Origin of the sequence: Paenibacillus sp. FSL R7-0312 (assembly GCF_038004445.1) — a bacterium.
In the GTDB taxonomy this organism is placed as follows: Bacteria; Bacillota; Bacilli; order Paenibacillales; family Paenibacillaceae; genus Paenibacillus_AQ.
Genome location: NZ_JBBORE010000001.1, coordinates 1,316,542 through 1,331,006 on the forward strand (window position 1 = coordinate 1,316,542; position 14,465 = coordinate 1,331,006).

Annotated in this window: 16 protein-coding genes and 1 riboswitch; of the genes, 1 reads left to right on the forward strand and 15 read right to left on the reverse strand. The window is 49.9% G+C overall.

Translation table 11 applies throughout. From position 1 onward, the window contains the following. Window positions 1-78: 78 nt before the first annotated feature. From ispE to MKX70_RS05645, 9 genes are all read right to left on the reverse strand, one after another. Window positions 79-933 (reverse strand): 4-(cytidine 5'-diphospho)-2-C-methyl-D-erythritol kinase, encoded by an 855-nt coding sequence (gene ispE, locus MKX70_RS05605; protein WP_042231412.1) that lies wholly within the window; start codon window positions 931-933, stop codon window positions 79-81. A gap of 175 nt (window positions 934-1,108) precedes the next feature. Then, entirely contained in the window at window positions 1,109-1,285 is a 177-nt protein-coding gene (locus MKX70_RS05610; RefSeq protein WP_039305760.1) for a small, acid-soluble spore protein, alpha/beta type, read from the reverse strand. Between the two features lie 125 nt (window positions 1,286-1,410). Further along, the gene (gene veg, locus MKX70_RS05615; RefSeq protein WP_036696386.1) at window positions 1,411-1,686 is read right to left on the reverse strand and encodes a biofilm formation stimulator Veg; all 276 of its coding nucleotides are present in this window, start codon (window positions 1,684-1,686) and stop codon (window positions 1,411-1,413) included. Between the two features lie 325 nt (window positions 1,687-2,011). Next, window positions 2,012-2,911, reverse strand: a complete 900-nt coding sequence (yabG, locus tag MKX70_RS05620; protein ID WP_042231411.1) for a sporulation peptidase YabG — start codon at window positions 2,909-2,911, stop codon at window positions 2,012-2,014. 73 nt (window positions 2,912-2,984) lie between these two features. Beyond that, the gene (gene rsmA, locus MKX70_RS05625; RefSeq protein ID WP_042231410.1) at window positions 2,985-3,869 is read right to left on the reverse strand and encodes a 16S rRNA (adenine(1518)-N(6)/adenine(1519)-N(6))-dimethyltransferase RsmA; all 885 of its coding nucleotides are present in this window, start codon (window positions 3,867-3,869) and stop codon (window positions 2,985-2,987) included. Next, window positions 3,866-4,417 carry a ribonuclease M5 gene (gene rnmV / locus MKX70_RS05630; protein WP_039305750.1) on the reverse strand — a complete coding sequence of 184 codons (552 nt, stop codon included), beginning with the start codon at window positions 4,415-4,417 and terminating at the stop codon, window positions 3,866-3,868. The genes rsmA and rnmV overlap by 4 nt, the downstream gene beginning before the upstream one ends. Window positions 4,418-4,577: 160 nt before the next feature. Further along, window positions 4,578-5,738, reverse strand: coding sequence for a 3D domain-containing protein (locus MKX70_RS05635; RefSeq protein WP_340839654.1), 1,161 nt, complete (start codon window positions 5,736-5,738; stop codon window positions 4,578-4,580). Window positions 5,739-6,025: 287 nt separating this feature from the next. Beyond that, window positions 6,026-6,255: riboswitch (cyclic di-AMP (ydaO/yuaA leader) on the reverse strand. A 198-nt stretch (window positions 6,256-6,453) separates the two neighbouring features. Then, entirely contained in the window at window positions 6,454-7,224 is a 771-nt protein-coding gene (locus tag MKX70_RS05640; RefSeq protein ID WP_039305744.1) for a TatD family hydrolase, read from the reverse strand. A gap of 53 nt (window positions 7,225-7,277) precedes the next feature. Further along, a complete protein-coding gene (locus MKX70_RS05645; protein ID WP_042231406.1) occupies window positions 7,278-8,561 on the reverse strand; it encodes an HD domain-containing protein in 1,284 nt (427 codons plus the stop codon). 303 nt (window positions 8,562-8,864) lie between these two features. Between MKX70_RS05645 and MKX70_RS05650 the strand changes: the two genes are divergently transcribed. Beyond that, window positions 8,865-9,119 (forward strand): AbrB/MazE/SpoVT family DNA-binding domain-containing protein, encoded by a 255-nt coding sequence (locus MKX70_RS05650; RefSeq protein ID WP_019914502.1) that lies wholly within the window; start codon window positions 8,865-8,867, stop codon window positions 9,117-9,119. Between the two features lie 818 nt (window positions 9,120-9,937). Here MKX70_RS05650 and rsmI read toward each other — a convergent pair. The 6 genes from rsmI to MKX70_RS05680 all read right to left on the reverse strand — a co-directional run bounded on the left by rsmI (window position 9,938) and on the right by MKX70_RS05680 (window position 14,455). Next, window positions 9,938-10,843, reverse strand: a complete 906-nt coding sequence (gene rsmI / locus MKX70_RS05655) for a 16S rRNA (cytidine(1402)-2'-O)-methyltransferase (protein WP_042231404.1) — start codon at window positions 10,841-10,843, stop codon at window positions 9,938-9,940. Then, window positions 10,840-11,616, reverse strand: coding sequence for a tRNA1(Val) (adenine(37)-N6)-methyltransferase (locus tag MKX70_RS05660; RefSeq protein ID WP_042231402.1), 777 nt, complete (start codon window positions 11,614-11,616; stop codon window positions 10,840-10,842). The genes rsmI and MKX70_RS05660 overlap by 4 nt, the downstream gene beginning before the upstream one ends. A 59-nt stretch (window positions 11,617-11,675) precedes the next feature. Continuing rightward, window positions 11,676-12,038 (reverse strand): DNA replication initiation control protein YabA, encoded by a 363-nt coding sequence (yabA, locus tag MKX70_RS05665; protein WP_039305729.1) that lies wholly within the window; start codon window positions 12,036-12,038, stop codon window positions 11,676-11,678. 31 nt (window positions 12,039-12,069) lie between these two features. After that, window positions 12,070-12,870 (reverse strand): PSP1 domain-containing protein, encoded by an 801-nt coding sequence (locus MKX70_RS05670; RefSeq protein ID WP_039305726.1) that lies wholly within the window; start codon window positions 12,868-12,870, stop codon window positions 12,070-12,072. 149 nt (window positions 12,871-13,019) lie between these two features. Then, window positions 13,020-13,994, reverse strand: a complete 975-nt coding sequence (holB, locus tag MKX70_RS05675) for a DNA polymerase III subunit delta' (RefSeq protein ID WP_042231400.1) — start codon at window positions 13,992-13,994, stop codon at window positions 13,020-13,022. Window positions 13,995-14,011: 17 nt separating this feature from the next. Then, the gene (locus MKX70_RS05680) at window positions 14,012-14,455 is read right to left on the reverse strand and encodes a YaaR family protein (RefSeq protein WP_039305718.1); all 444 of its coding nucleotides are present in this window, start codon (window positions 14,453-14,455) and stop codon (window positions 14,012-14,014) included. Window positions 14,456-14,465: the final 10 nt, after the last annotated feature.

Consider the following 14,465-nt stretch of genomic DNA (forward strand, 5'->3'; position numbering starts at 1 on the left):
AGAAGGCTTGCGCTTCGGCTCAAGAAGAAACGGCTAAGCCGCCAGGGCAGCGCTAACCGTTTCTGTGTGCCTTCTGGATCAGCTCAGCGAACGCACGGCATAGACTTCCTTGCAGAATCCGCGAAGTCCGTTATAGATTCTCGCCACCTTGGACTGCTTCGACACCAGGCCGAACACTGTCGGTCCGCTGCCGGACATCAGTACCCCGTCTGCTCCCAGCTTCACCATCGCTTCTTTGAGCTGCTGTACCTCCGGGTGCAGCTTCAGGGTCACATCCTCCAGCACATTGCCCAGGCCCGCGCAGACCGCCGCGAAATCGCCGGCCTCAATCGCCTGCTGCATCCGGAGTGCGGACGGATGAACCGCGATGTTATTCGCGCGTACGCGTCCGTACACCTCAGCCGTCGATACATTAATCGGCGGCTTGGCCAGGACGACCCAGCATTGCGGCGGACTCGCTATTTGCGTCAGCCGTTCTCCCCTGCCCGTAGCGAGGGCAGTGCCTCCTGTGACGCAGAACGGGACGTCCGAGCCCAGCTCGGCACCCAGTTCCTGCAGCTCCTGCGCCGGGATCCCGAGGCGCCAGAGCCGGTTCAGGCCGCGCAGCGTAGCCGCGGCGTCACTGCTGCCGCCGGCGAGGCCGGCAGCGACCGGAATTCTTTTGTCCAGGTGAATATGTACACCGCTTCTCACGTTATAGCGGTCTTTAATCAGTCTTGCGGCCTGGAAGGCCAGATTCTTCTCATCCAGCGGAATATACCCGGCCTGGCTAGAGATAATAATGGAATCACGCTTCAGCTCGGAGAGCTCCAGACGGTCGGCCAGATCGACCATAGTCATAATCATTTCCACTTCATGAAATCCGTCAGCGCGTTTATTCAGCACATCCAGCATCAAATTAATCTTGGCCGGCGCTTTCTCATACATTTTCAAGGCGTTCACCCACCCTCAGCTTTTCCCGTAAAAACAACTTAACATATTATATGAGAAACTGGCAGTGAAGTCCATTAACAAAAGTTGAGCAAGCTTCTACGGACCCCTGTATTTGGAAAAAGGTACCGCCGGCAGGCGATACCAAGGTTACAACTGCAGACCCCAGCTTACGGCGTTACGATTTCCGTGCTGCCTGTTCAGCAAGCTGAATGGCTCTCTTGACCATGTTCCCGGCATCAACTGCCCGAATCCCGCCCCAGCCTTCCTGCTCTACCGTTTCATAAAATCCAAGCTCCTTGGCCAGCTCTGTCTTCAGTTCCTCCGACATCATGCCCCGTCTTCTGCGGCTCATTACGGATTCCTCCCTTTATGCTATTGGATGATGAGCTACTGCTTATGTAGTATGCGGCCAAGGGACACAGGTCATGCAGCGGAAAAACAAAAAACAGCCCCCCTGCAGGGAGACTGTCCGTGACGCTAAGCTTTAATATACATAATCCGCATCTGCCCATCGTCTTCGGTAACTGTGATTTCCACAGATTCAGTAAGTATATCGGCATAGCTATAGGAGACTCGCTTAAAGGTTTGCTGCTCCTGATCCAGTTTGACAATAAATACAGAAGGGTACGTTTCTTCCAGGACACCGGTACGTTCAACGGTTTTGCGACGACCACCGTTAGCCCGCAACGTGATCTTATGACCGACGTGAGCTTCGAGACTGCGTTTGATTTCCAACAGCGCGTTATTAGCCATTGCCTGACGACCACCTCTTTCCTTGTCCATTATACAACTTTTCACAATCATTGTCAAATCAAATAAATAATTATAGATGATGCCAAAAAAGTTGTCAACGGAATTTTTTTAGCATCACGAAGTCCCGGCTTAAGCTCCTTGTTAGCGGTAATGCTGAACGCAAATCTGCCAAGTAGAAACGGCTTTGCCGTCCTTTTAAGGGACGGTGTTGTTTCAGCGAGAAATAGAAGGATAAGTTATCGTGTGAAACATATAAATTCTTATATTTCCACGAAAAAAGGAAGGATAAGCCGGATCGCTTATCCTTCCTTCTCTATATCTGCCACTACATCACCGAAGGCGCCACCTTCAGGGTAGCAAGATTTTGCAGCCGGGGCATCCCGATACGGAAGCTCCCGCGGGTCTCAATTCCGCCCATTCCCTGGTTGCCACTAATGGTATGGTTCAATACATCGCTCAAATTGACCGTATCGCGGATCGAAGTGAACGAAGCCTTGGCCGCAATATAGACGGGGTCCAGGGCATGAATGAGTATTCTTCCCGGTGAGCTGGCAAAATTCGCCCCTGTGCCCAGCAGCGCCTCGAAATGCGATTGGCAGGCCCCTGCAACAATCGTCAGAGCATCGAAATTCCGCTCATACTCCCGGGCCACCTGGATGGCCGCAACAAAATTCTGTGAATTTTTGTAGCTGCTCAAGCTGTAGAGATCATAAGCCTGCTGTTGCTTAAGTACTCCGTCATGACCGGTAATCACCACAATATCCGGGCGCACACGGGGCAGCAGCCGGTATAAGGTCTCCGCCATTTTGGACTCATGAATGTGATGCCCTTCGGCGGGTATGCGCAACTGCTCATACAGACTCAGGCTTTTCTTCAGGTAAAGCGCGTCGCCGTCCAGATGGAGCACCTTACCCGGCACTTCAAAATAAGCAGCTTCCTTCGGAGATTGGGTCCATGTCCCGGACACACTCTCTCCGCTGCGCTGGCTCTGCTCCTGGCGGTTCTTGCGCAGCCAGCTTAGGGATTCTATAGCTTTGATCTGTGCCTGCTGCCCCCGCTCGGTAATCCGGGTAGGCGGCACCTGCACCAAATCGTCCAGCGGAGAATCCGCCAGCAGACGGAATTCAGTCCCCTTGATGACGGCCCGATTCTGAAATATATTATCCACCCGGAAGGTCACATCGCCGCCATAAGATTTACGAACGACCAAGTCTCCTAAATTCATTTCAACACCACCTCTACCCCATGTTATGGGCAAAGGTCCCGGATGGTTCATCACACAGCGCGTTTTCTATTGATTAAGCAATTCCTGCTGCCAGCAGGACAGCACTGAGACGCGCATATTCCTCCAGGCTAAGCGTCTCACCACGGCGGGAGGGCTCAATCCCTGCTTCCGCCAGCAGAGCCTCCAGACGTTCACGTCCTTCTTCAGGGAAGAAGCGGGCCTTCAGGTTATTGGCAATTGTCTTGCGCCGCTGGGTGAAGGATGCCTGGACGACATCAAAGAAATGCTTCTCATCAGCTACTTCAACCGGCGGGCGCTCTCTGACCTTCAGCCGGATGACGGCTGACTCCACATTCGGCTGCGGAATAAACACCGTGCGGGGTACCATGCAGACCAGTTCAGGCTCGCTGTAATACTGGACGGCAATGCTGAGGCTTCCGTACTCTTTACCGCCCGGAGAAGCCGCCATACGTTCTGCAACTTCCTTCTGGATCATAACGACGATGTTATCAAGCGGCAGCTTCTCTTCCAGCAGCTTCATGAGAATAGGGGTCGTTACATAATACGGGAGGTTGGCCACTACACTGACCCGGTCCACACCGGCGAAATCCTCGGCAAACAGCTCCTGCATATTGACCTTCAGTACATCATCATTGCGGATCTTTACATGGGGATAGGGTGAGAGGACATCCCTTAGGATCGGAATCAGTCTGCGGTCAATCTCCACCGCTGTGACTGCTCCCGCTGTCATCGCCAGCCTTTCCGTCAGGGCTCCGATACCCGGGCCAATCTCCAGTGCGCCTGCGGCAGTATCCAGGCCTGCAGCATCGACAATTTTGTCCAGAATATTCTGGTCGATCAAGAAGTTCTGGCCCAGGCTTTTTTTGAACGAAAACCCGTACCGCTGTATTATTGCTTTGGTTCTGGTTGGTGATGAGATATTCAGAGTTTCGCTCATGAAGTAATGCCTCCCTGATCAATTTGGGCGAGCGCGCGCGCGAACTCTTCGCGTGTAATACCGAACATCGCCAGACGCTTGTACAGCTGCTTGCCGTTGCAATAACCGATACCGAGCAGATTGCCAAGCTGCATTCTTCGCTCTGCTGCCTGTGCGTGTACCATCATGCCTGCGGCCATAAGATCATCCAGCCCGATTACAGCCGGCGCCCCCTCAAAAGACGTGTGAACATGCTCCAGCGCATGGCGGATGGCCTCAGGCGAAGCATTCTCCACACCTATATCCCCTTTGCGGGTAGCGTCCTTCTCCGGAATGAACGCATGCTTGCATCCGGGCACCTTGGAGGAGACAATTTTACGAATCCGTTCTCCGGCATGATCGGGATCCGTGAGGATGATAACCCCTCTGCGCTCCATGGCTAATGTAATCTTCGCAATGACCTTGCGGTCCACTGCGGATCCGCCTGTTTCAATCGTATCCGCTTCTACGGCCCGCTTAACGGCTACGGTATCGCTTTTACCTTCGACGACAATTAATTCTTTAATCATAAATAATTTACTCCCCTACTCTAAAACGCAAAAAGAAGAGGATTCGCTCCTCTTCTTTTTGGCTAAAGAATGTATAAGTGATGAGCGGTAGCTCTCTAAATTCCGTAAGTGCTACCCCCACTATATCTTATAAACCGCTAATTTGCAAAAGACTTGGCGCTTAGTTAAGCTCCGGCTTCACAGGTCCAATCACATAGATGGTCCGCGACTTCCGGCCGAAATTACGGGCATGGCTTAGTGAATCGTAGTAAACATCCACCTTGTTGCCTTTGATGGCACCGCCGGTATCCTCTGCTCGGCGAAACCCTAATCCCTCAATGTACACCCACCAGCCAATTGGTATTACATTCGGATCCACTGCAATAGTGCGGCCTTCCGTTACGCGTGTGCCGGAGGCGGTACGTGTTCCAATTCCCGGTTCTTCCGAGGAATACGCCGTCATAGATACGTTTTTGATCATTTTTTTGTATTCAAAATCTACGCCTGCCTTGCTCGTGACGTTGTTGCTCTTCGCGCTGACTTTGGATAATTTGGAGGTTGTTGTTGCTTTGGATGTAGTTGCAGCAGCTACAACAGGCTTCGGAACCGCTTTGGTGCCGACGGCAATAACCTTGTCTTTGGTTACCGTCTGAACTTCCTTGCCGACCATATTCATGGAGACTAGCTCCCCATCCTGATATATCTTCTCGATATGCTGGATGATCGCGCCCGGCTTGCCTGCCTGTGCAACTCTTACGTCTCCCTTATACAGAGAGGGGTCTGCGGTTTTGATGACCTTAAAAGGCAAGTTTACTGTCCGCTGTACGGTCTGCTTGGTAATACGGACAATCTTGACTTCCATGTCGGGTGTGACTGCGGTATCAAGCGAAGGGAAAATCTTATCATTGCCCTCCAGGCTGTAACCCAGCTTGGTAATGGCATCTCCGAGCGAATCCTCGGTGGTGTATAGGGTCTTGGTTGCACCGTCTGCAGTAAGCAAAAGCTTCTGCGCACGGGTGATTACGACACGGTCGCCGTCTTGTATTTCATCACTAAGGCCAATAGATAGCTTATCATACGGCTGCAGCGAAATTTGTTCCTTTGCCAGCACATCACTGAGCAGCGTTTCCCGCGTTTCCAGTGTCTGCACCTGTCCGTCTATAACTAAAATTATTTCTTTATTGCTCTGACCGTGTACGTACAGCAGAATTAACAGTCCGATAACAATTGATATCACACCTGCAAGTGAAAGTACGCGAGGATTCACTTGCTTCAGCCGTAATGCGAAAGACCTGCTGGATGATTGCGAATCATGGGATACCTCTGGTTGGAATACGCCCACTCTCTCCATCCTCCTTACATAGCCCCGTCGTCCAAGTTATATCATGGTGACTGCATCATTTCTGACGAAACTAGGTTTGAGATTGCAACAGGATACGCCCGCATTGCTCCAGCGTTTCCTGCTCATGGATCGCCTGCTCGGCATAGCTACTCCGGATATCTGTTGTATAACAGTATGCCGGGAACATCCGCATTATTCATAACAAAAAAAGCCCAAAAAAGAGTTCACAGAGGACTCTTTCGTGGCTTCTCCGGTGTCGAATACGCGGGAATGTTTATGCACGAGGTTTCCTCTCTTACTTGCGCTTACGGGGTTAGCTGTCGGGTTCGGGCATAAGAGAGACGCCCTATCTCAGGTCACCCGCTCACGGCGGTTGCCCTCAAATTCACCCCAAAGACCACGTGAAGAAATCAAATAAATTCTGCGGCAATTCTGTGTTGTACTCTATGTACGGGCATGCGGCAGGGCATTTATTGGTTCCCCCGTTCTCCATACGGAGACTCAGCGAGACGATCCATGAAATAGTGACTGTCACAGTAACAACAGCTCACTGCACTGAAAAGATGATATCCTGTTTTGATGCATGTTGTAAAGGACGATTCAACCACGTTTACGTAAAAAAATGATTAAAATATTGTAATATTCAGCCGTTTTTGGACTATAAAAGTTTAATATATCGGCTATACTTCATTTTTCACCGCTTTTTCTCCCGTTTTCAGACAATCCCAAATCGTTCCAGTGCGTTCGCATACGTAATTTCAGCCAATTCCTGTAAATCAATCCCTTTTATTGCCGCAGCTGCCTCCGCTACAAGTCTTACGTGTGCGGTCTCATTCCGCTTGCCGCGGAAGGGGTGCGGAGTCAAATATGGGGAGTCCGTTTCGATCAGTAGCCGGTCCAGCGGAGTCTGGGCGAGCACCTCTTTGGGCACCCTGGCATTCTTAAACGTAATCGGTCCCCCGAAGGACAAATGGAAGCCGAGATCCAGACACATTTTGGCGCTTTCCCAGCTGCCGGAGAACGAATGCATCACCCCTCCAACCTCACCCGCTTTTTCCTCCCGCAGAATCCGGATTACATCCTCGTGGGCATCGCGGTTATGGATACAGATGGGCATCTTCAGTTCACGCGCCAGGCCGATTTGCTTGCGGAATACCTCATGCTGTACATCCTTAGGAGAGGTGTCCCAATAATAGTCAAGTCCGATTTCGCCGATGGCCACTACCTTGGGATGGCTGCAAAGCGAAGCGATCCATTCGAGGTCGCCCTCCTTCATACTGAATGCATCCTGGGGATGCCAGCCCACCGCTGCATAAATATAATCATATTTCTCTGCGAGCTCCATCGTTGTCGGTATCGTCTCCCGGTTGAAGCCAATATTGATCATTTTACTGACTCCGGACTCCAGCGCCCGGGCGATTACCTCCTCGCGGTCCTCGTCGAATTGCGGAGCATCCAGATGGGTATGTGTGTCGAATAACTGCATTATATTACATCCTTTCCGCCTTGATTTCTATGAAGAATTACAAGTATTTTAGGTTATTTTGCAAAAATATCTGCAATGGAGGACGGCAGCCGTGGAAGGGCTTTCTGCAGCCTGTCCTGCGGGAAATAGAGATGGTATCTGCCTCGGTGAATCCCGCTGATCGAGCGTACAATATCTGATACCTCAGAGATCTCCCGCAGCTTATCATGACGGTCAAGAAGCAGAATCTGTTTACTGTCAAAAGCATCCCCTGGACGAAATACATCATAAGGAAGGTCTGTCGGAAAATCGATTTCCAGATCATAATCCGCTCGCAGTCCGGCACCCGCAAAGCTGCGGCGGATTTCGTCAATCGTCTCTGTATCCAGATGCTCCATCTCCACATATTTATACAGTTTACGATGAATAAAACGGCTGCACAAGTCGCTTAAAATTTCATCTTTCTCCAGCGTCCACTGCATGAAGGCTGTCTGCATCAAAGCCTCGTCCAGCAGCAGGTACTGCTGCACCGTTATATCCCCGCGGAACAAATCACTAAGCGGCTCAATCATGAACCGGAAACCATAATCCTCCTGCACCAGCTCCTTGGCTCTGCGGAGAATCTGGCGCAGAATAATCTCCGAGCTGCGTGTTACCGGATGGAAATAGACCTGCCAGTACATCTGATAACGTGACATCAGGTAATCCTCAATCGCATGCATGCCGGATTCTTTAACAACTACCCGGCCGTCATAGGGGCGCAGCATCCGCAGAATACGGTCAATGTCAATGGTTCCGTAATTCACCCCTGTATAATAGGCATCTCGCAAAAGGTAATCCATCCGGTCTGCATCCAGCGGCCCCGACACCAAATTGACAACAATTTCATGCTCATACGTTTTGGAGATCACAGAGGCTACTTTATTAGGGAAATCCTCAGCTACATCACGCAGAATAGCGGTAATTTCCGTATCCTCCAGAATGATCCGGCAGGTCCAGTCCTCATGATCCATCTCAAAAGCTTCTTCTATAGAATGGGAAAACGGACCATGTCCCAGATCATGCAGCAGTGCCGCACACAGGGTAAGCAGACTCTCCTCAGGCATCCAATCCTTATATCCGCTTCTTTCAAACTGCGATATAATCCGCCGGGTAATTTCATAAACACCAAGCGAATGGGAAAACCGGCTGTGTTCTGCTCCATGGAAAGTCAGATAAGAGGTGCCAAGCTGGCGGATGCGCCGCAGACGCTGGAACTCCTTGGTGTTAATCAGTCGCCAGATAATGGTGTCCTGGACGTGAATGTAGTTATGAACCGGATCCTTAAATACCTTCTCTTCTGTCAACGGTTGCTTCATGAGATCAACTCCTTTGAAAATATCCATAGAAATAGGATGAAATTACAGTTATAATAATAAATATTGTCGTACTTTGTCGAATTATGACAATTTAACAACTTACAAATCGACAAATATTTTCGAGGTTCTTTTTAGGATATATGCCTAATCAATGGCGGTATGAATGTTTCCTTTAAAGTTTCCTTAAAATTCGCCTCAAAAAAGGTTGACTGTTTTGGGAATGGTTGGTATTATAAATATCATAAAACAGTGAACAATGTCGAATATTGACGCTTTTGAACATTGAGAGGAGCAACGATTGTAATGATGAAATCAACAGGAATTGTACGTAAGGTAGATGAGCTTGGACGGGTCGTTATTCCAATTGAATTGCGCCGCACACTGGGTATCGGAGAAAAAGATGCGCTCGAAATTTACGTGGACGGTGAGCGGATCATGCTTAAGAAATATGAGCCTGCCTGTATTTTCTGCGGCAATGCTGAGAATGTAACCTATTTCAAAGGTAAAATTGTTTGTCATGAATGTATTTCTGCTATCCCTACCCCTGTGACAAACTAAAACAAATAGGTTATAATAGGAACTAATCAAATTGTTAATTCTAACCTTTTTATATCTCCTTGGCCTCCCGTTCGCGCGGGAGGTATTTTTTTGCACTTTTTTCGGGGACTTTCCCCGGATGCCCCTTTATCCTATTTAAACATTAACTATTAAATTCATAACCCTTAGATCATAACCCTTAACTTCTTCTTACCCTCCCAAACCCTCCCTACAGGGAGGGCCCCAAGGGCCCCGGCCCTCTGGACACCCGGAAGCTTGGTTAACTGTGCAGATGGAGCGGAAGGAAGCCGTTTTCGGCGGTGGACCGGCCCTTTTCGGAGTACCTGAAGGAACGTCCTCAGGGCCTTGCCATGCGCAGAGTTTCGCCACACGCTTCGCTCTTGCGTCGGATGTGCGGCTACGCTCTTAGGTGACGCTAGCTCGTGGAACTGCTCTCCCTGCTGGAATCGCTTTAAGGCGGAGCCGATTAGCAACTTTGGTGCGTACTGGTTATTTGCCTTCATGTTACCTTCGTGCTGCGGCACGCTCTCCCTGCGGGAATCACTATGTCAGCGCGGGTGAAATGAATAGGGTATACGCAGATAGTTTAGGTGCAATATTGGATAATCGGTCTTGGAAAAATTGGATAGCTGCATTCTGTACAGTTATTTAATACCAAAATGAGAAGCTGATTGTTTTAGTTGTATTTAATACAATTATATCCATATAAGTGTATAGAATACAATTATTTCATCATACATTCTAATCATCTGAGCTATTTCAGAGTTTATCTAACAGATACTTAACTCGCAATAAACGTGATCAGTTACGCTATCCCCTTATTCCCGCTCCAGCAGCGCATTATAAATATCACGCTTGGCCAAGCCGCGGTCAGAGGCCGCTTTTTTCATAGCGTCTTTTCGCGTCAGGCCTGAAGCTTCATAGTGGGTCACATGAGCTTCGATGCTGAGCTCCCGCCACCAGGAAGACTCCGCGAGCTCCGCCTCTTCTTTGCTCTCTCCCTCAAGCACAATTACGTACTCACCAAGCGGAGGATGCTCCTCCAGCCAGGCACAGCATTCTTCAATCGTACCGCGCAGAAATTCCTCATACCGTTTGGTCAGCTCACGGGCCAGTGTAACCCGGCGGTTGCCAAAGGCTTCCTGCAAATGAACCAACGTCTTAGCGACACGATGCGGTGACTCATAGAAGAGTAGTGTGCCCTGAGCAGAGCGGAGAGGTGCCAGAACGGCCCGGATATCCTTGCGCTCTCTGGGCAGAAAACCGATAAATGTGAAGCTGGCGGTAGGCAATCCCGAAGCAATCAAAGCTGACAGCGCCGCGTTAGCTCCGGGAATCGGAATGACCGGAATTTGATGACTTACAGCAAGAGCTACGAGATCAGCTCCAGGATCAGAAATCGCCGGCAGGCCGGCATCGCTGACAAGGGCTAAATTTTTACCTTCTATTATATAGCGTATCAGTTCAGGTCCGCTTGCCGCCTTATTATGCTCATGGTAACTGAACAGCATGGAGGGTGTAATTTCAAAATGGCTCAGTAATTTACGCGTCTGTCTCGTATCCTCTGCGGCAATAATATCGCATTCCTTCAAAGTGCGTACCGCGCGGTACGTCATATCTTCCAGATTACCGATCGGTGTAGCCACCAGATACAGACAGCCGCATCCTTCGGGCTTTGCTCCGTCATTGTTATTTTGAAAGCTGCTTTGGCATGTTATCGTCATTGGCTGTTATCCTCTTTGTTCCCATAATAAATATCCATAATCTCCGGGCAGTATTGATTGTCCTCATTATATACGATTAAAGGTGGTTGTAAACGCACCTCCGGCTTCCCGTCGCGCGCCGCTTCAATCAGTACCATATTCGCCTCCAGATGGGCACGGGGATGTACAAAGCGGATCAGCTTCGGTTCCAGCCGGTGCTTACGCATTAGACTGATGATATCCACCAGACGCTGCGGCTTATGTACCATACTGACTTTGCCTCCAGTGCGGACCAGCCGGACACAGGCCTGAATGACCTCCTCCAGCGTACAGCCAATTTCATGACGGGCCATGGCCTGATGTGAATTCAGCTTCAGGTCGCTCCCGTTAAGCGGCATATAGGGAGGATTAACCGTTATTGCATCATATACACCATACCCTGCGGTATTATGCAGCTCCCGCAAATCACCTTCATGGATCAGCACCCGCTCCTCCAGCCTGTTCAAAGCTACACTGCGCCGGGCCATGTCGGCAAGACGGGGCTGAATTTCTATCCCTTCAATAGAAGCTTTGGTGCGCGTGGTCAGCAGCATAGGGATAACTCCGTTACCGGTGCATAGATCAAGTACTCTTCCGCGCGGCGGTATACTGGCGAACCGGGCCAGCAGTACAGCATCCATAGAGAAGCTGAATACTTCGTCACTCTGGATAATCCGCAGATCATGGGTTAGCAAGTCATCGATCCGCTCCGCACTATGCAAGGACACCGGGGTATCGTTAAACGAATTGGTCATTGTACATTCCTCCAAATTCAAAAAAACCGTAGGCGAAAATCTCCTACGGCTGGATATCCTCATTTATTCAGAAAAGAAAGGCAGAACAGACAATCGCCTTCCGTCCGCAAATGCCCGAAATAGACATTGCAGATGTGGAAACCTTCATGGTACAGTCTGGCCAGATTATCGTAACCTTCTCCGACAACCTCTTCTTTGCCTTCGGCAGCCAGTATAGCCTCCGCCTCAGCAGAAAGCGCGGCCTTATCCAGAGGGGCTTCCCTTTTCAATATGATACGTAGCTGCTCATTCTCCAGACTAAGCTTCTGGTTTGCTTCCATCAGCTCTTTAACCGTCTGTTTCCAATCTCCTAGAGTGGCGCGCATTTCATCCATCTGCGCTTCCATCTCCTGCATGTGTGCAAATATATTTTTCTTCTCCAAGTTTCCACCCCGAAAGTAACCTTATAATGGTTTACTTGACGACAACATCATCCATTGGAAGTTCTTTAACTTTGCCCACTTCAAACAACTGCACATGAACTGTGCGGCTTCCGGCATTAATACCTACTACTTTGCCATCACCCAGTGAGGTTACGACGATTTTGCCTACCGCCGGCATTTCTTCCTTCGTGCTCTCATAATTATCATGCTCAAACTTCAGACAACACATCAGCCGTCCGCATAGTCCCGAGATCTTGGTCGGGTTCAGCGAGAGATTCTGGTCCTTGGCCATCTTGATGGACACCGGCTCGAAATCACCCAGCCAGGAGGAGCAGCAGAGCACCCGTCCGCAAGGTCCAAGTCCGCCAAGCATCTTGGCTTCATCACGCACACCAATTTGCCGGAGCTCGATGCGGGTTCGGAAAATACTTGCCAGGTCCTTAACCAGTTCGCGGAAATCCACGCGGCCCTCGGCAGTGAAATAAAAAATGATCTTATTACGGTCAAACGTAAATTCCACATCCACGAGCTTCATTTTGAGGCCATGATCGCGGATTTTATTTAAACAGGTGGTAAAAGCGTCCTTTGCAGCACCTTTGTTCTCTTCGACCACACGTGCGTCGGTTTCACCGGCAATACGCATGACCTTCTTGAGCGGCAGTACAACGTCTGCTTCCTGCACCTCTTTTTTGCCAACGACAACCTTACCGTATTCGACCCCTCTTGCTGTCTCAACAATAACGCATTGATCGCGCTCAATCGGGAAATCAAGTGGATCAAAATAATATATTTTACCCGCTTTTTTGAAGCGGACACCTACTACGCTGTACAAAAATTAACCCCCTTGTTTGCCGGTAAAAGGAATCCTTAAGCAAGCCTGCTTCCCAGATGATTCATGCTTGTCCTTCCTCATCCGTTAAACCCGTACTTCCAGGTGCTGAAGCGTTTATCCGGAGGATTTATCATAAATAACCCGGCCTGTTAACTTTCCAACCGGATTAAGAACTGCTCCAAACACAACTGGGTATTGGTATTGGAGCGGAGCCTGCGCTTGCTCTCCACCGCAAATTCCATGTAAGCTACCCATTGTTCCGTACTCCGCTGACGGGCAGCCCTGGAAATGAAGTCTAACTGATCTATGAAAACGATACTTTCGTGCTTTCGGTACAGGAAGTAGAGCATATCTTTGAACCATAAGTGAAACATGCTGAATAGAATATCCAAATGTTCACCTAGCCCGGTCTTGAACACCTTCTGCCCTGCAGTTGCTACTGCGGAGCTGCCTTTGCCCAAAGACTCCTTTGCTAATTGTAACACTAGATTTCTCATTTCTGCAAACCAATTCTGTGCCAAAAGTTCCCTGCAGCCGTCAAGACCTGCAGTCAGTGATACCGCGCACCGTGCCAGCGGCACCGGAACCCCTTCACTGGACAGCGCCTGAAGCATAATATCCGGATGAAGCGGACTAAACGGAATGCGCTGGGTTCTGGACTGGATCGTCGGCAGCAGGGAACTGCTGTTATCAGAGATCAGAATTCCTACCGCAGGAGCGGGAGGCTCCTCCAGAAATTTCAGCAGACTGTTGGCGGCTTGCACCGTCATTTTGTCCGCTCCTTCTATAATATAAACCTTCGGGTTAATTCCTTCCGAGCGGTAGGAAAAAACACGCTGAAGTTCGCGGATCTGGTCAATCTTGATACTCGCCCCATCGGGCCGCAGCAACGATAAATCGGGATGGTTGCCATGCTCCACCTTACGGCACTCCAGACATTCCCCGCAGGCATCATCCTTGCACTTCGTGCAGAATATCGCTTGGGCGAACGTCATAGCCATTCTGACCTGGCCGCTCCCTGGCGGACCAGTGAACAGATAGGCATGACTTACAGCGTCCTTACGCAAGGCATTTTGAAGCAGCCGCTTGGCATCCTCCTGGCCTAATAATTCATGAAAAGACATATATTCCTCCAAGTTTGTCAGAACGAAAGATTAATCAGCAGTCCTCGGATCTCTCCGACCCGTCCGAGCAGATCAATCCTGCCCTGCTCACTGTCCAGCAGATCATCTGCCATATTCAGCAGAGCGGCATCAATTTCATCCAGCAGCTTGTAGCGTTTGCCCCGGCCGCGTCGGTCCCAGCCCTTGGTCTCCTTCAGGATCACTCCGCGGCGGGCGGTCTCCTCCAGGAACCGTTTGATCATGTTCCGGTAGATCGCCAGTTCACGGACGGTCATGGATTTAGAGAGCCGGTCGCCTTGCTGCTGGATATCTTTAATCTGGCGGTTTAGTTCATCTATTGTTTTTTGCTCACTTTGCTGTTGAAATACATCGGTGAAGTTCTTTTGCTGAACAGGCCGCCGGTCAGCTTCCGTGGTCGACAATTCACTTTTTAAGGGCCTGTAGCCCGGGTTGATCTTCAAAGGTATCTAC